Genomic DNA, 21,317 nt, shown 5'->3' on the forward strand with positions numbered 1-21,317 from the left:
GGAGGTCTAGCTAAGAGGCTTTCTTTATATAATATTTACTCGTCCTCTACATTCTTTCCAACAGCTTCCCATCTCAATGCAGTCGTGATAATTAAACCAATTAAAGGAACGATGGCTAAGATAAGCATCGTATTTGTTAATCCCACAGCTGCAAGTATAATCGGAAATACAAATGTACCGATAATACTTCCCGTACGACTTACTGATTCTACGAAACCAGTAGCTTGTGAGCGTAAATATGTTGGGAATGATAAAGCCGCAATCGTCTTACCTTGTGTACCAGGTCCACCAGAATGTCCAAATAAGAACAATGCGATTAAGAATGTATTGATAATCATTGGTAAACTGTGATAGAACAAGCCTGTCATAACCATCGCGATTAACACAAGACTGAAACCAATCATTGTGAGTCGGCGTGTACCTACCTTATATGTCAGTTGTGATCCTATATAAGCACCAATAATACCTGCTATATTCACGATAGCTGTACCTAATAGCACGCCTAATTTATCTTTACTAATTATGTAAGTTGCAATTATTGGGATATATAATCCTACTCCATAGTACTGCATTCCCTGTAATGTTGAAATGGCTGTTGCTAGTACAATCCTTTTCAAATATTTAGGTTTAAATATTTCAGTACCAGATGGCTTTGAAGATTTATTCTCGGAAAATGACTCCCCCGTACCTTCAAGTTTTAAATCCACATCATAATTATTCCGTACATACTCGGTAGCTTCTTTAAGAGAGTGGTGATTAATCATCCAAGTTGGGCTCTCTTTTAAATAATTAATACGTAAAATGTAGAGTACTAAAGCAATCAAAGCACCAAAGCCAACTGCGAATCTCCATAAGTGTTCACCTGTACCCATTAAAAAGAAGGCGATAACTACTAAAGCTGAGGCAACGATTGCTACATACCATACAACCTGCCAATAGTTAACATTACGACCTTTCTGCCATTTATTACTAATTTCAGCAATGAAAGTGAATGCAACAGGACTATCCATACCGATAGCGAAGCCCATAATGAAGCGGCAGATAAGTAAAATAGCTAAATGAGGAGCAAGTGCTGCGCCTAAAGAAGTGATTACAAGGATAAGTAATGAGACAGATAATATACGCTTACGCCCGAATTTATGTGCAAGTGAACCCCCTAGTATGGCTCCAAAAAGTGCTCCAATAGGTAAGGAAGTCATAACCACTGAAAGCATTGTTGGAGATAGGTGGAATTCTTTCGTTAGCTGGTCTGTCATTGTACCTAAAATGGTAATGTCATACGCATCTAAAAAAATCGTGCCTAATATCATAAAAAGAAGAATTTTAGATGTATGTTTCTGGTCTGCATGGTCGATAATTCTAAATAAATCATTTTTATTTTTTACGATTTCCATATTATCATTCCCTTAAATTATTTGTCTTTTTAAGCGTAATTGAGTGTCATTAAGTAACAATTAACTTGAGGTTAAAATTTTATTAACATTACTAACATATTTATTTAATAATTGTGGATAACTTTATGGATAACTAATCACAAACACCTGTATAGCAACATTTAGAGATAAACTTCAAGTTATCCACATCATATAATAACATGTTGATAATATCCAGAATTGTGCGAAAAATCTATTTGTTTAGATTTAGAATTTAATTTTAAAAATATTCTTATCCCTTATTAAAGTCTATTATCTAAAGCATAATTGCTTTTAATCATATTAAATAAAAAAGTAGGTTATTAATGGATGATCTTAGCCATACTAAAAAACCCTCACTATTGTAATAGTGAGGGGATATATGAAACTTATTATAGTTCTTTTTTATTAAAGATTTTTATAGATAAAATATAAGTTAAGGAAAAAGTCACTAATCCTAAAATTCCAAAAACAACAAATACAAGTAAACTATTTGTACTACTTAACATATTGGTCATTGAACTATTATGATGTGCACCTAAAGCAATTGCTAAAATATAGAATACGAAATATATAATAATCATAAAGAAAACGGTAATCATGATGATTGTGTTTGAATTTTCAGGGCCGAATTTAAATGTTAATGGGAATAGTGCGGAATATAACCCTGTACAACCAACACAAACTAAAAAGGCAATCAACGCCATATTTATGCTGTGTGTAATTATCAATACAATTGGGAAACTAATCACAAAAGAGATGACTGTGATAGCGCCAAAAAGTAAATAGTAACTCTTTACATAATCAGTACGTTTTACAGGCAATGTAGAGATGTAATACATCCATTTAGAATCTTTTTCACGTTTGAAATTATCTGCAATAGATGAAACCAATAATACTACTACCATGAAACCGCTCATAGTTGGGTTTAAAAAAGTCATAATTATAGCTGCTATGATTCCAACAATGAAATATATAATTAATGGTTTTTTAGTTGCATATAAAGTACTCAATACTAAACCTTTCATTATTTATCACCTCTCATAATAATTTTAGTTGCATCATCAATGTTGTTAATTTGTTTGGCTTCGGGAACCTCATGATGATTGTTCACAAGACTAATTCTATTATGATTTCTTTGACGTGACGCGACCAAATAGTCGTTAGAAATATTAAATGATTCAACAGGTTGGTCAACAATGCCATAATTTTTGAGTAGTTCTTCTTTACTTTCCTTTAAAATGATTTCGCCGTCTCTCATAAATACTAATTGATTAGCGAGTTGTTCTATATCTTCTGAAATATGAGAAGAAATTAGAATGCTGTTACCTTGTGCCACAAAATCTTCAAGAATTTCAATCACTTGTTCTCGGCCTGATACATCCATCCCAGCAGTTGCTTCGTCAAGAATGAGTAATTTTGAGTCATGTGCCATTGAAATGGATAATGCTGTTTTCATTCTCATACCTCTTGAGAAGGTAGTGATTTGATTATGTGTTGGTAATTCAAATTCCTTTACCAATGAAAAGAATTTATCACTATTCCAAGTGTTATAAATATTAGTAAATACTTTGTCTATAGATGTTAAAGTCAATTTATTAGGTACTCTTAAATCATCAAACACTACACCAATATGCTCTTTATATTGAACGTCTTCTTCGCTCACTTCTTCATCGAAAAAGCGAATTGAACCACTATCTTTATGTCTATTTCCTACAATTGTATTAATGAGGGTAGATTTCCCTGATCCATTCTTACCGATTAAGCCGACTACTTCACCTTGTCCAATTGAAAAAGAAATATTTGAAAGTCGAAATTCTGAATTTGTATACGACTTATTAAGATTTTGAATATCTAAAAGCTTTTCCATAAGACTATCCTCCTGAAAAATTAAACATGTTTAGTATTATTTATAAAATTTATTGATTTTAGTTAAATAACCAAAAGTGTTATAAACAAAAAGAATAATTAATACGATTAAGCTCAATGTTTGGTTAATGCCTGTGGAAATTGAGAATAGACCAACGATTAAACACCCTCCAATTATCAATGAGATGTTAACTCTATACAATTTATACATAGCAATTAAAGTGATATGACGTTCACCCTCATCGAATAAATTTAATGTTTTTTCGATATAGTTTTTCTCTCCTAGTTTAGGATATCTAGGATCAAATTTTCGGATGAAAAATCCTATCATCAAAGCTGGAATAATTGTAATAACGTAAGGTATTATCACAAACATTATATTTTTTGCTGACGCATTACCTAAAACAACGATTAAAATAGTTAGTAGACTGATTAGTATTTGTATTGAATAGATAAAGTCACTTTTCATCGATTTTAGATATGCCTTTTTCTCATATAAATCTGCAGACTCATCATCAATGTGATTCCTAGTTTTAACTTTTAAATTGAGTGCATCTTTGTGTACTTTAAATAAATATAAAGTTAGAAGTATATTGATTATTGAAGATATAGTTGCAATTATGATAACGACGTTAGTTTTGGCAAAATGAGTGAATGGTGTCAGACTTAAAATTTTAATTCCGCCGAAAGAAAGACCTATCAATCCCCCAATTATTCCTCCAATAAGTGTTAATAATATGTATCTTCCTACTTTCATAAATCTCCCTCCTCGATGATAAAAATGTTTTCTACTGGTTCATTAAAAATTCTAGCTATTTTGATTGTTGTCAAAATAGAAGGTGTGAAATCATTACGTTCAATTAAAGAAACGGTTTGTCTTGAAATCCCTGCTTTCTTAGCAAGTTGCGTTTGGTTATATCCGTCTCTTGCACGTAATTCTTTAAGTCGATTTCGCAATTTCTATCAACTCCTTACATCAATAACATATATTACTTTAGTCAATTTGACAAGTATATTAGTCAAATTGACGCGCATTAATGTCAAAACATTTAAGTTAATTTAAATGTCTGCTAAAGGTTTAAGAGGGAAAGGGATTGTCTTTACTCGAACTAAACGAGCGATTGTTAAAGGAATATTGCCGTTACATTTAATTTAAAAAATGTATTCAATTAATTGTAATGTTTATTTACATTTTTTCGCTAATAAATTAAAACAAATGTATTTTGGAAATGTATATATTTTGTTAATATATATCTATTGTTATGAAATGCAGGAGGTGCAAGTGGTGAGTTTTTATAACTTCATGAAAAACTATGAAGGTGAGAAAAGTCATTTTGGCGATTTATTTGAAGGTATGAAAGATATTGATTTTCCTGAAGATATCTCTACCCCTAGAGACATCATTGAAAGATTTCATCATTGGCTTGAAGAACCAAGTTTACATGATACAATTCATCAGGCTATTGAAACGTATCAACAGAAGTAATTAGTTTTTATCATCACTATTAATATTTATTGAAAATGAATTCTCTAAAAGTAAAGAGACTTAACAAAGTATTTAAGTGATGTATATAAAAGACTTTCAGGGAGTGTTGAGTATGAATAATTTACACAATATTCGAGAAAAAAATAATTTAGAAATAAAAGAGCTTGTAGAAGACTTAAATAAGAAATTTGGTACTAAATATGAAATTCATCATATTTGGGAATGGGAAAATGGCAAGAACGACCCCCAAATGGAAGATGCACTTGTTTTAAGTAAGTATTTTGATGTACCTCATCAAGAGTTTTTAGATAGTGAAATGAAAAAGCTAAAAGATTCAGTTGATGATGTTTCAATTAATAAGTAATAAGGCAAATGTAAAGGAAAGTAAGTATATACTTCTCAATTCATAATAATCAACAATAGTTCTCACCTTATATTCATAACATGACATGTAAAATCGAGAAGAAATAGCTATATGAGTTTATAATAATGCGGTTAGTCTACCCGGCCGTGTTAAACTCTGCTATTTCTTCTTAATTTTTTATTTAATTTTCAATAATTTGAATTAAATTACCACAAGTATCATCAAAGATAGCCATTCTGACGCTACCCATCGTGGTAGGTGTAACTTTAAAGTTCACATTTGACTCTAATAACGTTTCATATGTTTGTTGTACATCTTTAACACCAAACATTGTAATTGGAATCCCAGCTTCATATAGGCGCTCTTGATAGTCTTTAGAAATGGGATTGCCGTTTGGTTCTAGAATTAATTCTGTACCATCTTGACGTGTTAGAGAGACAAGTGTTAACCAGCGAAATCCCTCTCCGACAGGTTCATCGCGTTTTTTCTTAAAGGCTAACACGTTTGTATAAAATTGTAATGCTTCTTCTTGATTTTCTACGAATATACTATTTGCAATAATATCCATATATTTCTCCCCCCTTTATCTGCTTTTTAAATAATTCCCTTATATTTTTGGTGTTATACATAATATTGGATGATTAATTAAGGTAATATTTCATGAAAGGTCAGTCTTAAAATGACAAGTTAAACGTTTTAATCATGTTAAATCATTTTTATCTATTTAGACATGTATTGTTTCTGGAAAATTAAAGCTAAATTTTGGTACTATTGTCAGTAATGAGTGGGAACGCGCGATGTATGAATACATACTTAAATCGTACCTCAAAGAACAGTAATTCGGGTAAAATTCATATTTAATACATAGACGTTTTACTGTTTTATTAATTAGGGAAAATTACATGAGACTGACATGTGGTTCGACCCCCATTTTCAGAATAAAAAGATAAATAATAAGGAGATGAATAATACATGACACGAGTAGTTCTAGCAGAAGCATATCGTACACCTATTGGCGTATTTGGAGGCGCATTCAAAGATGTACCTGCATATGATTTAGGTGCAACAGTCATCAAGCACATCGTTAAAAATACAGGTATAGATTCAAATGAAATCAATGAAGTGATTATGGGTAATGTCTTACAAGCAGGCCAAGGACAAAATCCTGCACGTATTGCTTCTATTAAGGGTGGATTATCTGAAGCTACGCCGGCATTTACATTGAATAAAGTATGTGGTTCTGGATTGAAAGCAATTCAACTTGCATATCAATCTATCGTAGCTGGTGATAATGAGGTTGTTATTGCAGGTGGCATGGAGAGTATGTCGCAATCACCTATGTTATTAAAAAATGGTCGCTTTGGCTTTAAAATGGGCAATCAAGCATTAGAAGATAGCATGGTAAGTGATGGTTTAACTGATAAATTCAATGATTACCATATGGGAATTACTGCAGAGAATCTAGTTGAAAAATATGGCATCAGTAGAGAGGAACAAGACCAATTCGCAGCCCAATCACAACAAAAGGCGGCGCATGCACAAGAAACAGGTGGATTTGACGCTGAAATTGTACCGGTTGAGGTACCTCAACGTAAAGGTGATCCTATTATTGTTTCGCAAGATGAAGGTATCCGCCAAGGCACAACAGCAGATAAGTTAGGTAAGTTACGTCCTGCCTTTAAAAAAGATGGTTCAGTGACAGCTGGTAATGCGTCCGGTATTAACGATGGTGCGGCTGCGATGTTAGTGATGACTGAAGAGAAAGCAAAAGCCTTAGGTGTTAAGCCGATTGCAATTCTTGATAGTTTCGGTACGAGTGGCGTGGATCCATCAATCATGGGGATTGGTCCTGTTGAAGCGGTTCGTCAAGCATTGAAGCGCTCGAATAAATCAGTTTCAGATATTGATGTTTTCGAATTAAATGAAGCCTTTGCCTCTCAATCATTGGCAGTTGATCGCGAACTTCAACTACCACAAGATAAAGTAAATGTGAAAGGTGGCGCAATTGCGCTAGGTCATCCTATCGGTGCATCAGGTGCGCGTATACTTGTAACGTTATTACATCAATTGAACGAAACCACAAAAATGGGTATCGCTTCATTATGTATTGGTGGAGGACAAGGTATCGCTACTGTTGTCTCTCACTATGAGGAGGGATAATGCATGGGTAAAGTCATTACGAATATTGAATCTGCCTTTGAACATTTAGAGGATGGCATGACTATACTTGCTGGTGGGTTTGGTTTATGCGGCATTCCCGAACACAGTATTGCAGCTATTCAAGCACGTGGTACAAAGAGACTCACTGTTGTTAGTAACAATTGTGGTGTAGACGACTTTGGCCTTGGTGTGTTACTTCAGGATAAACAAGTGGACAAGATGATTAGTTCCTATGTAGGAGAAAATAAATTATTCGAACAGCAATTTATCTCAGGTGAGTTAGACGTAGAGCTTACGCCTCAAGGTACATTAGCAGAAAAATTACGGGCAGGTGGTGCGGGGATTCCCGCATTTTACACTGCCACAGGTGTAGGTACTGAGATTGCTGAAGGCAAAGAAACACGCGTATTTAATGGCCGTGAGTATGTCATGGAAGAAGCGATACAAGGAGACTTTGCCATCGTAAAAGCTGATATAGCGGATACAGCTGGAAATTTAATATTTAATAAAACGGCACGTAATTTTAATCCATTATGTGCGATGGCTGCTCAGACAACCGTTGTTGAAGTAGAGAAAATTGTTGACGTTGGTGAAATTGATCCTAATCAGGTGCATCTCCCAGGTATCTATGTAGATTATATTTTCGAAGGTGAAAATTTTGAAAAACGCATCGAAAAAAGAACGCTAAGGGAGGATTAAACGCATGACTGAATTAACACCTAAAGAGAAAATCTTGCTACGTGCAGGACGTGAAATTAAAAGTGATATGTACATTAATTTAGGTATTGGTATGCCAACATTGGTAGCGAATGCGATGCCTGAAAGTGTAGAGAATGTTTATTTTCAATCGGAAAATGGTTTGCTTGGTATAGGGCCTTATCCGACTGAAGACGAGCTAGATCCAGACCTGATTAATGCAGGCAAAGAGACGGTGACAGTCGCAAAAGGTGCGAGTTATTTCGATAATGCAGAATCTTTTGCGATGATTCGAGGTGGACATATAGATTTAGCAATTCTAGGCGGTATGGAAGTTTCTGAAACAGGCGATTTAGCGAATTATATGATTCCTGGCAAACTCGTCAAAGGTATGGGAGGCGCAATGGATTTAGTTGTTGGTGCTAAAAAGGTTGTGGTGATTATGTTCCATACCAATAAACATGGTGCGTCAAAGGTGAAAAAGCAATGTGATTTACCATTAACTGGTGCGGGTGTTGTATCTAGATTAATTACCGATTTAGCCGTATTTGATTTTATTGATGGTCAGATGCGTTTGGTTGAGTTACAAGATGGTGTGACACTTGAAGAAGTTGAAGATAAAACAGAAGCACACTTTGTGAATTGTTTGAAGTAAATGCGACTGTGAAGGGGAAGTTGAATTAAGACACCTCTTTCTGGTTTTCATCATTTTAATACTGATTTGAAAAAATTAATAGCTACATTATAAAAGCTTTAAGTGATACTCTACTACGATATCACTTAAAGCTTTATTATATTTATTAAAATAGGAAGGTTAGATTGGGCGATGATGTAATGAATGGCTCTTTCATTACGATTCGCGCATGTAACTCATGGCAAAAGAGATGTACGACCTTAATTTTTGTTAAGGCTGTGTTGCACCTTGAGTTATGAATCTTTGGCAAGCCGGCTCAAAGCCTACCAAAGTGTTTGAGTATGTTAATTTATATGATTAATATACTCGATAGTTGATTATTTTAAATAGAATCGATCAAATCTTTTTACTTTTATGGTTTGATTGCGAATGCTCTGACAGGGAAGCCGGGTGCATCTTTAGGTTTAGGACTTATTGCATAAATAATGGCCCCTCTTGTAGGAAGTTGATCTAAGTTTGTTAATAGTTCAAGTTGGAATGTATCTTTACCTAGAATATAACGTTCTCCTACAATATCCCCATTTTTAGCAGTATCAACTGAGGCATCGGTATCAAACGTTTCATGGCCTATAGATTTTACGCCACGTTCTTCGATAAGAAATTTTAACGCATCTAAACCCCAACCAGGTAAATGTTGGTTGCCGTCGGAGTCCTTATTTTCAAACTGATCTATATCTGGCCAACGTTTAGACCAATCTGTACGGAGTGCGACGAAGGTACCGGCTTCAATTTTGCCGTGCTGACTTTCCCATTCTTCAAGGTGTTCTCGTGTCACGATGAAATCTGCATTCTCTGCAACCTCTTTAGAGTAATCTAAGACAATAAGTGGTAATACTAGTTCTTTCAAGTCTAACTCTTCTAAATATCTCTTATTTTCTACAAAATGAATTGGCGCATCGATATGTGTACCATATTGAGTAACGATATTCCATCGTTGAACGTAGAAACCATGATCTTTGACGTTAAAGAGTGTTGAAACTTCGCCTTTTTCAAACTCACTAAAGCGAGGAATGTCTAGATCGAACGTATGAGTTAAGTCGACCCATTGGGCCTCTTTAAGTTGATTGAGTTGCTCCCATAAAGGATAGTTTGTCATAAGCATCACCTCTGAATGATATTAAGCTGTTGTTGCATTGTTGTCTTGGCGTTTCTTCTTAACGGCATTAACTAAAACTGTTAAGGCATCTTTCACTTCGTCTTCTTTACGCGTTTTAAGACCACAATCTGGATTTACCCAGAATAATGAACGATCGATTTGCTGTAAAGAACGATTAATTGCTGTTGTAATTTCTTCTTCAGTCGGAATACGAGGACTATGAATATCATAAACACCTAATCCGATACCTAAATCATAATTGATATCTTCAAAGTCTTTGATTAAATCACCATGACTACGTGATGTTTCAATTGATATAACATCAGCATCTAAGTCGTGAATAGCATGAATGATTTGTCCGAATTGAGAATAGCACATATGTGTATGAATTTGTGTTTCATCATGAACGGACGATGTTGCTAACTTGAATGAGTTGACGGCATCTTTCAAGTATTGATCATGATATTCAGAACGTAATGGTAAGCCTTCACGTAATGCTGGTTCGTCTACTTGAATAACTTTAATGCCTGCTTCTTCAAGCGCTAAGACTTCTTCATCAATAGCTAATGCAATTTGATCTTGAACAACTTTACGTGGTACATCTACACGTTCGAATGACCAGTTAAGAATTGTTACTGGTCCAGTTAACATACCTTTGACTGGCTTATCAGTTAAGCTTTGTGCATAGACTGTTTCTTTAACAGTTAAAGGTTCAGTCCATTTTACATCCCCGTAAATCACAGGTGGTTTAACTGCACGAGAGCCATATGATTGCACCCAACCAAACTTAGTTACTAAGAAGCCTTGAAGTTTTTCACCAAAGAATTCAACCATGTCATTACGTTCGAATTCACCATGCACGAGGACGTCTAAACCGATGTCTTCTTGGATTTTAATCCAACGTGCAATTTCATTTTGTAGGAACTCTTGATATTCAGCATCTGTAATGCGATGGTTCTTCCAATCTGCACGATATTTACGTACTTCACGTGTTTGAGGGAATGACCCGATTGTTGTAGTTGGTAAATCTGGTAAATTTAGACGTGCATATTGTTTTTGTTTACGTTCTGAGAATGGTGATTTACGACTTGTAGGAACGCTATCAAAGTCATACTCAAGGTTTTTGAATGATTGGCTTTGGAAACGTTCGTAACGTGCTTTGAGCTCGTCATATTTTGCGCTATCATTATTGTTGAACAAACGACGTAATGCATCTAATTCGTCTAACTTTTCAGTAGCAAAACTTAAACCTTCGGCAATAGATTCATCTAACGTTTCGTCATCTAATGAGACTGGCACATGTAGAAGAGAAGACGATGGTTGAATTACTAATTGATTAGTATATTGTTGCAACGTTTCGATTAATTGCTTTTTAGCTTCAATATCTGCAGCCCACACGTTACGACCATCAATAATACCAGCATAAAGTGACTTGCTTGAGTCGAAATCTCCTGCTTCAATTTGTTTTAAGTTATAACCATTGTCATGAACAAAGTCTAAACCTAATCCGCCAACTGGTAATGAACTTAAGAATTTTAAATGCACACGTTCGAAGTAAGTTTGGATGACTAACTTTTCACCTAAGCCCGCTTGAGCAAAATATTCATAAGCTTCTTTTGTAATATCCTCATAGCTCTCGCTATCGTCAGTTACTAAAATAGGTTCATCAATTTGAATATATTCAGCACCAGCTTGAATCAATGATGATAAAACTTCTTTATAAAGTGGAAGCAATGTTTGAACTTTTTCTTCAAATGATTGGTTGCCACCTTTAGAGAGTTTGACGAATGTGATAGGTCCAACAATCACAGGGTGAGCATTCACATTAATAGATTGAGCATATTTGAATCGTTCTAATAATGTATTTTTCTCAACTTTTGGTTCTACATTGTCCCATTCCGGTACGATGTAATGATAGTTTGTATTAAACCATTTAATTAGTGCACTCGCTACATGTTCCTTATTACCGCGGGCGATATCAAACAATAAATCGTCATCGACTTCACGACCTTGGAAACGTTTAGGAATAATATTGAATAGTAGAGATGTATCAAGAATATGGTCATATAATGAGAAGTCTCCAACTGGAATACTATCTAAATGATAATTCTTTTGAAGTAATAGGTTTTCTTTGTGTAAATCAGTAAGTGTTTGATCTAATTCAGCTTTATTAATTTTTTTAGCCCAGTAACTTTCGATAGCTTTTTTCCATTCTCTTTTTCTACCTAATCTTGGGAATCCTAAGTTTGAAGTTTTAATTGTTGTCATAATATTGCCTCCTTATTAGCAGTAATTGATTTAGAGTATGCTGCGAGTTCTAGTGAGTAATCCACCTTCTGGAATGGTGTAATAATGTATAAACCATTAAAATATTCATGCACTGTATCGATTAATTCTTTTGAAAGTCGTAAACTTAACTCTTTCGTTTTTTCTTTATCATCTTTAACAGCTTTGAATTGGTTCAATACATCTTCTGACATCTTTATGCCTGGCACTTCGTTATGTAAGAAAAGTGCATTATTATAACTAGCGATAGGCATAATGCCAATGAAGAACGGTGTATTTAAATGTTTCGTTTCTTCATAAACTTGTTTAATTTTTTCTTTGCTGTAGACGGGTTGTGTAATGAAATAGCTCATGCCACTTGCGACTTTTTTCTCCAGACGCTTTACGGCGCCGTCTAGTTTACGTACGTTTGGATCGAACGCACCTGCGATGTTGAAGTTTGTATGTTTCTTCAGCGCATCACCATCTGTATTAATACCTTGGTTAAATCTCAATGCGAGTTCCGTTAAACCTTTTGAATTTACATCGTAGACATTGGTTGCTCCTGGTAAGTGACCTACTTTAGAAGGATCTCCTGTAATTGCTAGAATTTCGTTTACACCAATCAGTGATAATCCTAGAAGGTGAGATTGCAGGCCGATAAGGTTTCGGTCGCGACATGTCACGTGAACGAGTGGTTCGATATCATATTGTTGTTTAATAAGACTTGCGGCTGCAATATTGCTTACTCGAACCGTTGCAAGTGAATTATCAGCTAATGTGACGGCATCGATACCTGCTTCATCGAGTTTGCCTACATTTTCAAAGAAGGTATCTGTGTCTAAGTGCTTAGGTGTATCAAGTTCCACAATGACCGTTGGCCCATTCTTAACTTTAGAAGTCAGATTCTGTTTAACCACTTTCGTAGGTTTGTGATTAGATTTCTTCGTGATTGGAACGACCTTCTTGTCTTTTATAGGTGTTAAACCTTGAACAGCAGTCTTAATGTAACGAATGTGCTCAGGTGTCGTACCGCAACATCCGCCAATTAATCTCACACCTTCATTAATTAATTCTTGTGCTACATCTCCGAAATATTGGGCATTATCACTGTATTTAAATTCACTGTTTTCAATATCTAAGAGACTTGCGTTTGGATAACACGATAAATAGGCATTATCCGGAAGTTCTATATGTGAAAATGAACGCTGCATATGGTGTGGACCATGGTGACAATTGAGACCTACGACATTAGCCCCACATGCTACCAGTTGTTTAAGAGCGTCATTGATTTCAGTACCATCAACAAGATAGTTCGTATTTGAAGCGGTCAACTGTGCGATGATAGGAATCTCATACTTTCGACGTGTGGCGACAACAATACTTTTTAATTCGTCTAAATCGTAGTAGGTTTCAAATAGTAGCGCATCTACGCCCTCGTCAATCAAAGTATCAATTTGTAATTCGGTGTGATATTGAATCGTAGACAAACTGATGTCATCTTGTCTGACACCTCTAAAGCCACCTACAGTTCCTAAGATGAATGTGTCATGATGCGCTGCACGTTTTGCAATTTGAACTGCTGCTTTATGAATTTCTTTGACACGATGTTCTAAGCCGAAAGTTTTTAACTTTTCAAAGTTAGCACCATACGTATTGGTTTGAATGACGTTTGCACCTGCTTCAATATAAGAGCGATGAATACGTTCTACCTTATCAGGGTGGGTTAAGTTATATGCTTCAGGGCAAGTGTCGAGCCCTTCTGAATAAAATATTGTTCCGATAGCTCCATCAGCTACCAAAACGTTGTTCTGCAATTGGTTCAGAAATTGACTCATTGAAAGCCTCCTTTAAAGCGTAGTTAATATCTGCAATGATTTCTTCTGGGTCCTCTAGTCCTACACTTAAGCGAAATAAACCGAAAGTAATTCCTCTCTTATTTCTTATTGCCTCAGGAACAGCTGCGTGTGACATTGTGGCTGGGTGGGAAAGGATTGTTTCAACTCCGCCAAGACTGACAGACACAAGTGGTAAAGTTAGAGACTCTACAAAGGTTTGTGCCTTTGATTCGTCTTTAAGTCGGAAGCCAATGACAGCACCACCGGTTGAAGCCTGTCTTAAATGTGTTGGATTATTTCCTGGGTAATATACTTCAGCAATTTCGTTACTTTGACTTAAGAACTTAACTAAACGTTCGGCATTTTCTACAGATTGTTTAAATCTTACAGGTAATGTTTTAAGATGCTTTGCTAACGTCCAACTATCATGAGCTGAAAGCGCCGTTCCAGTACCGTTTTGTAAGAGGTAAAGGGCATCTGCAATATCTTTACGATTAGTGATCGCTGCTCCAGCAATAAGATCACTATGACCACCTAAAAATTTAGTAGCACTATGTACTACAATATCTGCTCCTAGAGCTAAAGGAGATTGACCAAGGGGTGTCATAAAGGTATTATCTACCGCTAAGAGTAAGTTGTTTTGTTTGGCTATTCTGGCTACTGCACGAATATCCGTAATTTTGAAAAGTGGGTTCGATGGCGTTTCCACATATATGAGTTTTGTATTTGATTGAATTGCATTTTTAATTTCTAGAATGTTTGTCGCATTTACCGTCGTAAATTTAATGTTAAAACGATTTAATATTTGTTCAGTAAGACGAAATGTGCCACCATAAACGTCATCAGGAAGAATTACATGATCGTCTGATTTGAGTGTAAGTAAGACAGCAGTAATGGCTGCTATACCTGATGCATATGCGAAAGCATATTTTCCACCTTCTAAACGTGCTAATTTTTCTTCCAGAAGCGTACGGTTTGGGTTTCCACTTCTTGCGTAGTCGTATTGTGCATTCCCACCAAGTACTGTTTGGTGAAATGTTGAAGAATCATATAAGGGTGGATTTGCTGAGTGATAATCCTGTCCTCTACGTGAATCAAAGATTACTTCTGTCTCTCTAGATAAACTCATGAAATCACTCCTACTTTAGAATTTTCTAATGCTTGAATAATATCTGCTTCAATATCGTGATAATCTTCAATACCAACTGATAGTCGAATCAGGTGTTCGTCTATTCCTCGTTTATCTTTTTCAGCATCAGGCATATCTACATGTGTTTGTGTATATGGGAAGGTGATAAATGTTTCTGTACCTCCTAAACTTTCTGCGAATATGCAGATGTCTAAATTTTCCAAAAATCTAGCGACGCTAAAAGCCTTATTGAGTCTTAAACTAAGCATTCCTGTACGGCCGCTATAGAGGACTTCGTCTATGGATTCTGAATGACGACAACGTTCAGCCAGTCGTTGTGCATTTTCTTGAGAGCGATCGATACGAAGATGTAATGTCTTAAGTCCTCTTTGAAGTAGATAACTGTCTAAAGGTGATAACGTTGCGCCAATCATATTATGGAATTGTCCAAGTTGTTCAGCCAAGTGTTCATCTTTCACAGTCACGACGCCGGCTAATACATCGTTATGTCCACCAATATATTTCGTTGCTGAATGTAAAACGATATCTGCACCTTCTTCAAGAGGTGTTGATAGATAGGGCGTTAAGAACGTATTATCAATGATTGTTAATAAATTGTGTTTTTTACTTAGAACATAATACGGCTCGACATCAATTTCTATCATTTGTGGATTGGAAATCGGTTCAATAAATAAAGCTTTTGTTTGTGGAGTTATATTTTTTTCAACATCTTCATAATCTAAGAAATCAACGTATTTAAATTTCACGCCATATTGTTGTTCGTAGAAATCGAATAAACGGAAAGTGCCTCCGTATAAATCAAATGCTACGAGCACTTCATCCCCAGGTTTGAAGATGTTACAAACGAGTTGGATTGCTGCCATTCCACTAGAAGTGGCAAAAGATGAAATGCCTTTTTCCAGTTTGGCAAATGATTCTTCGAACGCTGTGCGAGTTGGGTTCTTAGTGCGTGTATAATCATATCCTGTTGATTGACCTAGATGAGGATGTTGATATGCAGTAGATAAATAAATTGGATTGGCTATAGCGCCGGTATGATCCTTTGTTAGAGCAATTTGAGCTAATTCAGTATCCTTCATTTCTAGACCCTCCTAATTAAATAAATAAAAAAAGCTTCCGTCCTTTAAACCCGATTCATTCGGATGTAAAGGACGAAAGCTTAAGTTTCGCGGTACCACCTTTGTTTATCACTTTATTACTAAAGTAACCTCTACCAGTACGCCATTATGTTTAAACAGCGTCTATTTTTGGAAGTGTCAACTTCAATCACAAGCATTATCGTTATGTTAAATCATTGAGCCAAATAAAAAACTCATTTAGTCTTAGGAAGATTAAATGAGTATTAACGATACGTTGTGACGGTGGTAATGAATTCCAGTACGCCATTCAACTACAATGTTAATACTGTATCGCTATAACGGGCGAACCCGTTGATACCTCATATTGGCATCAACACTCCAAGGCCATTTTCAAACTTTCTTTCAATACCTTCTCTCAGCTAACGAAGACTCTCTGTAAAAGCAGTGTAAGTTCTACTTTCCTTTTTATAGTGTGTAAAATGTTTCGTTTTGTAATTGTTAATACTTAGATTACAGAGTAGAAAATGATTTGTCAACAACTTTTCTGAAAATTTAGATTAAACAGTTTACTTATAAGTGCGACGAATACTTTTAACATAGAGTTTCGCGTTATTGAAAAAATTTCATTTGAGTTAGTATAATCATTTACTAAAGCTTGTACTACAAGAGTGAAATTTTTAAAATAATAAGTGTTAAGAAATGATGTGTTGCAAAAAATTGTTAATCATTTATAGAAAGATGTGAAAATATGACGCAAAATGATGATCAGCGCTTGCAACTCGAGAGAGATGAGCAAGTTCAACATGTAGCTATAGATTTAATCAAGCCTAATCCTTACCAACCGCGTAAGACCTTTGATGAGGATAAATTGCAAGATTTAGCTAAATCTATTCAACAACATGGAATCCTTCAACCTATTGTAATAAGAGAAACCATACAAGGATATTATATTGTAGTGGGTGAGCGACGCTTTAGAGCTTCACAAATCGTTGGGTTAGAAAGTATTCCTGCGATAGTTAAAAAGTTATCTGATGAAGATATGATGGAGCTCGCAATTATTGAAAATTTACAACGTGAAGATTTAAATGCGATTGAAGAGGCTGAAAGTTATAAAAAATTAATGTCGGATTTAAAGATTACGCAGCAAGAAGTTGCTCGTAGATTAGGTAAATCACGTCCTTATATTGCGAATATGCTTAGATTACTCCATCTTCCATCCGCCATTATGAAGATGGTTAGAGAGGGAGAGCTCTCTGGTGCACATGGCCGCACCTTATTATCCTTAAAGGACGAAGCTTTAATGAAAAAGGTAGGTAAAGAAGCCGTCCGGGAGTCTTGGAGCGTACGACAACTTGAGCAATATGTAAATACATATTTACAAGAAGGCGAGTCGAATGCAAAATCAAAGCAAGCGAACAATAAAAAACCGAAATTTATTCAACAACAGGAAAGGTTACTTAAAGAGCAGTATGGTTCCAAAGTTGAAATTTCCACGTCTAAAAATATTGGAAAAATCACGTTTGAATTTAAATCAGAAGACGAGTTTAAAAGAATTATTCAGCAATTGAATAGAAAGTAGTGAAGTTATAAAGTTATTTTTAAAACTGTAGACTGATTAAAACTGTATTTTTTAAGTTATAATATGGGAATTATGGAAAATTTGAAAAGGAGGTAATACATTTATGAACCAAGTAAAGCATATTTTATCTTCTTTATTTGAACCTTTAACTAAAGTAGAGACTTATGAAAATCTTGTCATAAAAATTATTATGATTTTGATTTATATCATTGTCGCACTCATCGTTATAGCGATTTTAAATAAAGTCATTGAACAAGCTTTTAAAATACAAAATAAAAGTAAAAAAGGAAATAAGAAACGTTCTAAGACACTCGTGTCACTAGTACAAAACGTAGTAAAATATATCGTATGGTTTATTGTGATTACTACCATTTTAAGTAAATTTGGTATAAGTGTTGAAGGAATTATCGCCAGTGCTGGTGTGGTCGGAGTTGCAGTAGGTTTCGGTGCTCAAACGATTGTCAAAGACATCATTACAGGTTTCTTTATTATATTTGAGAATCAATTTGATGTTGGAGATTATGTTAAAATCAATAGCGGTGGAACAACTGTAGCAGAAGGTACAGTTAAGTCTATTGGTTTGAGATCTACGCGTATCAACACTATTTCTGGTGAATTGACGATTTTGCCAAATGGTAGCATGGGAGAGATAACTAATTTCTCAATTACTAACGGCACATCTATTGTGGAACTTCCAGTCTCAGTTGATGAGAATTTAGACCAAGTTGAGAAGAAATTAAATAAATTATTTACTTCATTACGTAGTAAGTATTATTTATTTGTTAGTGATCCAGTGGTTGAAGGTATTGATGCATTAGAGAATAATAAAGCAACGATTCGTATTTCTGCCGAGACAATTCCTGGCGAAGGTGCCTCAGGTGCACGTATTATTAGAAAAGAAGCACAAAAAATGTTTATTCAAGAAGGCATACGCATGCCACAACCTCTCTTCACTCAGTACAGTGAAGAGCAAAGTAAAAGCTAATTATCATTGGAGGTCATTTTATGACGTCAAATTACGGAATAAATGATATAGTAGAAATGAAAAAACAACATGCATGTGGAACAAATCGCTTTAAAATTATAAGAATGGGTGCTGATATAAGAATTAAATGTGAAAATTGTCAGCGTAGCATTATGATTCCACGTCAGACGTTTAATAAAAAATTGAAAAAAGTTCTTGAATCTCATCAAGACGAAGAAAGTTAGGAGAATGATTAATGGCTTTAACAGCAGGTATCGTAGGCTTACCTAACGTAGGTAAATCTACCCTATTTAATGCAATTACTAAAGCTGGTGCATTAGCAGCAAACTATCCATTTGCTACGATTGATCCGAACGTGGGAATCGTAGAAGTACCAGATTCACGTTTATTTAAATTAGAAGAAATGGTACAACCTAAAAAAACAATTCCTACTACATTTGAATTTACAGATATTGCAGGTATCGTGAAAGGTGCCTCTAAAGGCGAAGGGTTAGGAAATAAATTCTTATCCCATATCCGTGAAGTAGATGCGATATGCCAGGTTGTTCGTGCATTTGACGATGAAAATGTAACGCATGTATCTGGTCGAGTGAATCCTCTAGATGACATTGAAGTAATCAATATGGAATTGGTATTAGCAGATTTAGAATCTGTTGATAAACGCTTACCTAAAATTGAAAAAATGGCTCGTCAAAAGGATAAAACAGCTGAGATGGAGTTACGCATCTTGACTAGAATTAAAGAAGCGTTAGAAGATGGTAAACCGGTTAGAAGTATTGATTTCAATGAAGATGACCAAAAATGGGTAAATCAAGCACAATTATTAACTTCTAAGAAAATGTTATATATCGCTAATGTTGGTGAAGATGAAATTGGCGATGAAGATAACGATAAAGTTAAAGCAATTCGCGAATATGCTGAAAAAGAAGATTCTGAAGTCATTGTGATTAGTGCCAAAATTGAAGAAGAAATCGCAACATTAGATGATGAAGATAAAGAAATGTTCTTAGAAGATCTAGGTATTGAAGAACCTGGTTTAGATCGTTTAATTCGAACTACTTATGACTTATTAGGCTTATCTACTTACTTTACAGCTGGTGTCCAAGAAGTTCGTGCATGGACATTTAGACAAGGTATGACAGCACCACAATGTGCAGGTATTATTCATACTGACTTTGAGCGTGGATTTATACGTGCCGAAGTTACTAGTTATGAAGATTATGTTGAACACGGTGGCGAAAATGGCGCTAAAGAAGCGGGTAAACAACGCTTAGAAGGTAAAGAGTACATTATGAAGGATGGAGACATCGTACACTTCCGCTTTAATGTATAATTGAATAAATATTATGGAGCTATCTCATTAGGAGATGGCTCTTTTTTATAAAAAAAGAAGCAATGTAGTTTAGTATGCTCAAAGTGGCTAAGTGACTCAACTACATTGCTTTTATATTTGAATTTCCAAATTCTTAAAAAAATGGAATTACTTCACTTGCTTCGATTATATCTTGAGTGCTAAAGAATTGCTTTCCTTCGCCAGTATATGCAGGTTCAAGGACCATATTTGCCTTAGCACAATAAAGCCATTCAGGGTGAATACCACAATTTAAGATATCTTGAAATTCTTGGAAATCTTTATTCCAATCTAAATTTAATTTCATGCTAAACACCTCACCTATATTATAGAACGAATGTTCGTAAAAGTGAAGTGTTTTTGTTCGACTATGTTCGTATTAATTTTAAGATGTGAACCAAGAAGCATCAACATTGCTATCAAGGTAATTGGCATCTACGTTTTGGTCTAACTCAGGTGAATAATAACTATCAGTATATTGCCATAAAACTTTTTCACGTGTAGGTTCTTCAGCTTGATAAGATGCTAACCAGTAGCCATCATACGAACTCACTGCATTTGCAACGTGATTTACCATAAAGTTTTCATAAGAATAGAAGAGTATTTTTTTGTTTCCTGCAAGTTGTCTCATTTGATTTGCCCAAGCTTGAGTAGCTGTATTCTCATCGCCACTCGTTACTGAAGATTGTTCATAGTCATTAATATAGAATGAAGCTTTTGGAGCACGATTGTATAAAGTTCTTGCTTCATAACGCGCGTCATCAGCATTCTCATACATACTATAAGAATAAACACCGAATTTCATATTATTTTTGTCTAATAAAGCTGAATTGTGCTCTAAACATTGATCTACATATTCTGAACCATACTGGCCGCGTATAATGATGAAGTCATAATTTTTCTTGAGTTTTTTAACTTGAGCGTCAGTTAAATTACCTTGCCATTCTGAAATATCTAATACTCTCTCTCCAGTGTTAGTTACAGCTGATCTAGATTTAGTTGAGAACGTTGAACGATTTTGTGTTGCGTTACTTTTTTGATTAGGATGTTTCTTTAAATATTGTTGGTAGCCATAACCCATTGTTCCTTTTTCACTTGTTGACTGACTTTTAGAAGATTCCTCTGCATTTGCGTTAACCATGCTCAAACTTGTCGCTAACATTGAAAATGAAATTATCGAGTATGTAACCTTCTTTAACATAAATGTGCTCCTTTTTTATTGAGAATTTAGAAATTACGTACAATTATATGTAAAATGTAATTTTTATGCTATAACAATTAAACTCAATTCGC

Annotated in this window: 22 protein-coding genes and 1 other annotated feature; of the genes, 9 read left to right on the plus strand and 13 right to left on the minus strand. The window is 35.0% G+C overall.

What is annotated here, in order from left to right; all coding sequences use genetic code 11:
- Positions 1-35 precede the first annotated feature (35 nt).
- From CM54_RS09955 to CM54_RS09975, 5 genes are all read right to left on the minus strand, one after another.
- Positions 36-1,394, minus strand: a complete 1,359-nt coding sequence (locus CM54_RS09955; protein ID WP_037550877.1) for an MFS transporter — start codon at positions 1,392-1,394, stop codon at positions 36-38.
- A gap of 410 nt (positions 1,395-1,804) precedes the next feature.
- Positions 1,805-2,440, minus strand: a complete 636-nt coding sequence (locus CM54_RS09960; RefSeq protein ID WP_037550879.1) for an ABC-2 transporter permease — start codon at positions 2,438-2,440, stop codon at positions 1,805-1,807.
- Entirely contained in the window at positions 2,440-3,282 is an 843-nt protein-coding gene (locus CM54_RS09965) for an ABC transporter ATP-binding protein (RefSeq protein WP_002454398.1), read from the minus strand. The genes CM54_RS09960 and CM54_RS09965 overlap by 1 nt, the downstream gene beginning before the upstream one ends.
- 36 nt (positions 3,283-3,318) lie before the next feature.
- Positions 3,319-4,038 (minus strand): DUF3169 family protein, encoded by a 720-nt coding sequence (locus tag CM54_RS09970; RefSeq protein WP_037550881.1) that lies wholly within the window; start codon positions 4,036-4,038, stop codon positions 3,319-3,321.
- On the minus strand, positions 4,035-4,238 hold the full coding sequence (locus CM54_RS09975) for a helix-turn-helix transcriptional regulator (protein WP_037550883.1): 204 nt from the start codon (positions 4,236-4,238) through the stop codon (positions 4,035-4,037). Before CM54_RS09975 ends, CM54_RS09970 begins: the two co-directional genes overlap by 4 nt.
- Positions 4,239-4,566: 328 nt before the next feature.
- Here CM54_RS09975 and CM54_RS09980 point away from each other — a divergent pair, with 328 nt between their 5' ends.
- Entirely contained in the window at positions 4,567-4,767 is a 201-nt protein-coding gene (locus CM54_RS09980; protein ID WP_016898412.1) for a YozE family protein, read from the plus strand.
- Between the two features lie 112 nt (positions 4,768-4,879).
- On the plus strand, positions 4,880-5,131 hold the full coding sequence (locus CM54_RS09985; RefSeq protein WP_050783844.1) for a helix-turn-helix domain-containing protein: 252 nt from the start codon (positions 4,880-4,882) through the stop codon (positions 5,129-5,131).
- 181 nt (positions 5,132-5,312) lie between these two features.
- Here the strand turns inward: CM54_RS09985 and CM54_RS09990 are convergent, their stop codons facing one another.
- On the minus strand, positions 5,313-5,699 hold the full coding sequence (locus CM54_RS09990; RefSeq protein ID WP_037550885.1) for a VOC family protein: 387 nt from the start codon (positions 5,697-5,699) through the stop codon (positions 5,313-5,315).
- A 404-nt stretch (positions 5,700-6,103) separates the two neighbouring features.
- Between CM54_RS09990 and CM54_RS09995 the strand changes: the two genes are divergently transcribed.
- From CM54_RS09995 to CM54_RS10005, 3 genes are read left to right on the plus strand one after another with little or no spacing between them, the layout of a single operon-like run.
- Positions 6,104-7,291: an acetyl-CoA C-acetyltransferase gene (locus tag CM54_RS09995; RefSeq protein ID WP_037550887.1), complete on the plus strand. Its 1,188-nt coding sequence runs from the start codon at positions 6,104-6,106 to the stop codon at positions 7,289-7,291.
- Positions 7,292-7,294: 3 nt separating this feature from the next.
- A complete protein-coding gene (locus CM54_RS10000) occupies positions 7,295-7,990 on the plus strand; it encodes a CoA transferase subunit A (RefSeq protein WP_037550889.1) in 696 nt (231 codons plus the stop codon).
- A gap of 4 nt (positions 7,991-7,994) precedes the next feature.
- Positions 7,995-8,642 carry a 3-oxoacid CoA-transferase subunit B gene (locus CM54_RS10005; protein WP_037550891.1) on the plus strand — a complete coding sequence of 216 codons (648 nt, stop codon included), beginning with the start codon at positions 7,995-7,997 and terminating at the stop codon, positions 8,640-8,642.
- Positions 8,643-9,033: 391 nt separating this feature from the next.
- On the opposite strand, the gene CM54_RS10010 is transcribed toward CM54_RS10005, so the two are convergent.
- From CM54_RS10010 to CM54_RS10030, 5 genes are read right to left on the minus strand one after another with little or no spacing between them, the layout of a single operon-like run.
- Positions 9,034-9,777 (minus strand): cyclase family protein, encoded by a 744-nt coding sequence (locus CM54_RS10010; protein ID WP_037550893.1) that lies wholly within the window; start codon positions 9,775-9,777, stop codon positions 9,034-9,036.
- Between the two features lie 21 nt (positions 9,778-9,798).
- Positions 9,799-12,045, minus strand: coding sequence for a 5-methyltetrahydropteroyltriglutamate--homocysteine S-methyltransferase (gene metE / locus CM54_RS10015; RefSeq protein WP_037550895.1), 2,247 nt, complete (start codon positions 12,043-12,045; stop codon positions 9,799-9,801).
- Entirely contained in the window at positions 12,042-13,880 is a 1,839-nt protein-coding gene (locus CM54_RS10020; RefSeq protein WP_037550897.1) for a bifunctional homocysteine S-methyltransferase/methylenetetrahydrofolate reductase, read from the minus strand. The genes metE and CM54_RS10020 overlap by 4 nt, the downstream gene beginning before the upstream one ends.
- Complete coding sequence (gene metC, locus CM54_RS10025; protein WP_037550899.1) at positions 13,834-15,009, minus strand: cystathionine beta-lyase MetC; 1,176 nt, start codon at positions 15,007-15,009, stop codon at positions 13,834-13,836. The genes CM54_RS10020 and metC overlap by 47 nt, the downstream gene beginning before the upstream one ends.
- Positions 15,006-16,109 carry a PLP-dependent transferase gene (locus tag CM54_RS10030; protein ID WP_037550901.1) on the minus strand — a complete coding sequence of 368 codons (1,104 nt, stop codon included), beginning with the start codon at positions 16,107-16,109 and terminating at the stop codon, positions 15,006-15,008. The genes metC and CM54_RS10030 overlap by 4 nt, the downstream gene beginning before the upstream one ends.
- 65 nt (positions 16,110-16,174) lie before the next feature.
- Positions 16,175-16,587 (minus strand) — a binding site (T-box leader).
- A 270-nt stretch (positions 16,588-16,857) separates the two neighbouring features.
- On the opposite strand from CM54_RS10030, the gene CM54_RS10035 reads away from it, so the two are divergent.
- The 4 genes from CM54_RS10035 to ychF all read left to right on the plus strand — a co-directional run bounded on the left by CM54_RS10035 (position 16,858) and on the right by ychF (position 20,006).
- Positions 16,858-17,688: a ParB/RepB/Spo0J family partition protein gene (locus CM54_RS10035; RefSeq protein ID WP_037550903.1), complete on the plus strand. Its 831-nt coding sequence runs from the start codon at positions 16,858-16,860 to the stop codon at positions 17,686-17,688.
- Positions 17,689-17,791: 103 nt separating this feature from the next.
- The gene (locus CM54_RS10040; RefSeq protein ID WP_002454411.1) at positions 17,792-18,673 is read left to right on the plus strand and encodes a mechanosensitive ion channel family protein; all 882 of its coding nucleotides are present in this window, start codon (positions 17,792-17,794) and stop codon (positions 18,671-18,673) included.
- Positions 18,674-18,693: 20 nt separating this feature from the next.
- Positions 18,694-18,897, plus strand: coding sequence for a DUF951 domain-containing protein (locus CM54_RS10045; RefSeq protein ID WP_002434463.1), 204 nt, complete (start codon positions 18,694-18,696; stop codon positions 18,895-18,897).
- Between the two features lie 11 nt (positions 18,898-18,908).
- Entirely contained in the window at positions 18,909-20,006 is a 1,098-nt protein-coding gene (gene ychF, locus CM54_RS10050) for a redox-regulated ATPase YchF (RefSeq protein WP_002434081.1), read from the plus strand.
- A gap of 133 nt (positions 20,007-20,139) precedes the next feature.
- Here the strand turns inward: ychF and CM54_RS10055 are convergent, their stop codons facing one another.
- Positions 20,140-20,331 carry a hypothetical protein gene (locus CM54_RS10055; RefSeq protein WP_002434516.1) on the minus strand — a complete coding sequence of 64 codons (192 nt, stop codon included), beginning with the start codon at positions 20,329-20,331 and terminating at the stop codon, positions 20,140-20,142.
- Positions 20,332-20,409: 78 nt separating this feature from the next.
- Positions 20,410-21,225 (minus strand): GH25 family lysozyme, encoded by an 816-nt coding sequence (locus CM54_RS10060; RefSeq protein ID WP_037550906.1) that lies wholly within the window; start codon positions 21,223-21,225, stop codon positions 20,410-20,412.
- Positions 21,226-21,317 lie beyond the last annotated feature (92 nt).

It is taken from the genome of Staphylococcus sp. TE8 (assembly GCF_000692055.1).
GTDB lineage: Bacteria > Bacillota > Bacilli > Staphylococcales > Staphylococcaceae > Staphylococcus > Staphylococcus capitis.

What these genes read in the sequence shown, in the direction of transcription:
- metC (WP_037550899.1), bottom strand. Translation starts at nt 15,009, where the DNA reads ATGAGTTTATCTAGAGAGACAGAAGTAATCTTTGATTCACGTAGAGGA.
- ychF (WP_002434081.1), top strand. Translation starts at nt 18,909, where the DNA reads ATGGCTTTAACAGCAGGTATCGTAGGCTTACCTAACGTAGGTAAATCT.
- CM54_RS09960 (WP_037550879.1), bottom strand. Translation starts at nt 2,440, where the DNA reads ATGAAAGGTTTAGTATTGAGTACTTTATATGCAACTAAAAAACCATTA.
- CM54_RS10055 (WP_002434516.1), bottom strand. Translation starts at nt 20,331, where the DNA reads ATGAAATTAAATTTAGATTGGAATAAAGATTTCCAAGAATTTCAAGAT.
- CM54_RS09995 (WP_037550887.1), top strand. Translation starts at nt 6,104, where the DNA reads ATGACACGAGTAGTTCTAGCAGAAGCATATCGTACACCTATTGGCGTA.
- CM54_RS10005 (WP_037550891.1), top strand. Translation starts at nt 7,995, where the DNA reads ATGACTGAATTAACACCTAAAGAGAAAATCTTGCTACGTGCAGGACGT.
- CM54_RS09970 (WP_037550881.1), bottom strand. Translation starts at nt 4,038, where the DNA reads ATGAAAGTAGGAAGATACATATTATTAACACTTATTGGAGGAATAATT.
- CM54_RS10020 (WP_037550897.1), bottom strand. Translation starts at nt 13,880, where the DNA reads ATGAGTCAATTTCTGAACCAATTGCAGAACAACGTTTTGGTAGCTGAT.
- CM54_RS10060 (WP_037550906.1), bottom strand. Translation starts at nt 21,225, where the DNA reads ATGTTAAAGAAGGTTACATACTCGATAATTTCATTTTCAATGTTAGCG.
- metE (WP_037550895.1), bottom strand. Translation starts at nt 12,045, where the DNA reads ATGACAACAATTAAAACTTCAAACTTAGGATTCCCAAGATTAGGTAGA.
- CM54_RS09955 (WP_037550877.1), bottom strand. Translation starts at nt 1,394, where the DNA reads ATGGAAATCGTAAAAAATAAAAATGATTTATTTAGAATTATCGACCAT.
- CM54_RS10040 (WP_002454411.1), top strand. Translation starts at nt 17,792, where the DNA reads ATGAACCAAGTAAAGCATATTTTATCTTCTTTATTTGAACCTTTAACT.
- CM54_RS10000 (WP_037550889.1), top strand. Translation starts at nt 7,295, where the DNA reads ATGGGTAAAGTCATTACGAATATTGAATCTGCCTTTGAACATTTAGAG.
- CM54_RS10030 (WP_037550901.1), bottom strand. Translation starts at nt 16,109, where the DNA reads ATGAAGGATACTGAATTAGCTCAAATTGCTCTAACAAAGGATCATACC.
- CM54_RS09965 (WP_002454398.1), bottom strand. Translation starts at nt 3,282, where the DNA reads ATGGAAAAGCTTTTAGATATTCAAAATCTTAATAAGTCGTATACAAAT.
- CM54_RS10035 (WP_037550903.1), top strand. Translation starts at nt 16,858, where the DNA reads ATGACGCAAAATGATGATCAGCGCTTGCAACTCGAGAGAGATGAGCAA.
- CM54_RS09985 (WP_050783844.1), top strand. Translation starts at nt 4,880, where the DNA reads ATGAATAATTTACACAATATTCGAGAAAAAAATAATTTAGAAATAAAA.
- CM54_RS10045 (WP_002434463.1), top strand. Translation starts at nt 18,694, where the DNA reads ATGACGTCAAATTACGGAATAAATGATATAGTAGAAATGAAAAAACAA.
- CM54_RS09990 (WP_037550885.1), bottom strand. Translation starts at nt 5,699, where the DNA reads ATGGATATTATTGCAAATAGTATATTCGTAGAAAATCAAGAAGAAGCA.
- CM54_RS10010 (WP_037550893.1), bottom strand. Translation starts at nt 9,777, where the DNA reads ATGACAAACTATCCTTTATGGGAGCAACTCAATCAACTTAAAGAGGCC.